The sequence below is a fragment of the Delftia sp. ZNC0008 genome (assembly GCF_000799035.1).
Taxonomy (GTDB): domain Bacteria; phylum Pseudomonadota; class Gammaproteobacteria; order Burkholderiales; family Burkholderiaceae_C; genus Comamonas; species Comamonas tsuruhatensis.
Genome location: NZ_JTKZ01000843.1, coordinates 1 through 1,040, shown reverse-complemented (window position 1 = coordinate 1,040; position 1,040 = coordinate 1). Strand labels below are relative to the sequence as shown.

2 protein-coding genes are annotated in these 1,040 nt (G+C 73.0%); both read left to right on the top strand.

Annotation, left to right across the window (positions count from 1 at the left end):
* Positions 1–526: LysR substrate-binding domain-containing protein (locus L995_RS27030; RefSeq protein ID WP_047474448.1), on the top strand; the 526-nt coding region annotated here is incomplete at its 5' end.
* 65 nt (positions 527–591) lie between these two features.
* On the top strand, positions 592–1,040 hold a 449-nt coding region (locus L995_RS27025; protein WP_047474447.1), incomplete at its 3' end, for an AIR synthase related protein.

Below are 1,040 nucleotides of genomic sequence, written 5' to 3'. Positions count from 1 at the left end.
CCGCGTGGACCTGCTGTCCGAATCGTGCATCGCCCAGGTGGCCTCGGGCCAGGCCGATCTGGCGCTGGCCGCCATCCGCGCCGACACCGAGGAGCTGCAGGCCGAATGGTTCTGCGCCGACCGGCTGCACCTGGTCTGCCGCGCCGACCATGCGCTGGCGGCCCTGCCCGCGCCGGCCATGGCCGACCTGCGGGACCAGCCCTTCATCCAGCTCGCCCGCCACAGCAGCGTGCGCCAGTACCTGGAATCGCAGGAGCAGGCCCCGCCCCTCAACACCTTGCTGGAGGTGGAGCACCTGGCCACCGTGATGGGCATGGTGCGCGCGGGCCTGGGCATCAGCGTGGTGCCGGCCCTGGCGCTGTTCCACTTCGTGCAGCCTGGCCTGGTGACGCGCCCGCTGGCCGATGCCGACCGCCGGCGCGACCTGTACCTGGTGCGCAGGCGCCAGCGCAGCCTGTCGCCGGCCGCCCAGGCCTTCCACGCGCTGGCGCTGGAGCATCGGCCCGGTGCGGGCGAGACCACCTGATACGGGGCAGCACGAACCTCGCAGCACAATAGCCTGATCGCCAACCGCCTCCGAAAGCCGCCACCGTGGGTGAATTCGACCTGATCCGCCGCTTCTTCCAGCGCCCCGTGCGCCGCGCCGCCCTGGGCGTGGGCGATGACTGCGCACTGCTCGCCCCGGCGCCGGGCATGCAGTTGGCCGTCTCCAGCGACATGCTGGTCGAGGGCCGGCATTTCTTCGCCGACGTGGACCCGCGCCTGCTGGGCCACAAATCCCTGGCCGTGAACCTGTCCGACCTGGCGGCCTGCGGCGCGCGCCCGATGGCCTTCACCCTGGCCCTGTCCCTGCCGCGTGCCGATGCGGCCTGGACCGAGGCGTTTGCGGCCGGTCTGCTGGCGCTGGCCGACGCCCACGGCTGCGAGCTGGTCGGCGGCGACACCACCCAGGGGCCCTTGAACATCTGCATCACCGTCTTCGGCGAAGTGCCGCCCGGCCAGGCCCTGCTGCGCAGCGGCGCGCGCGCGGGCGACGACAT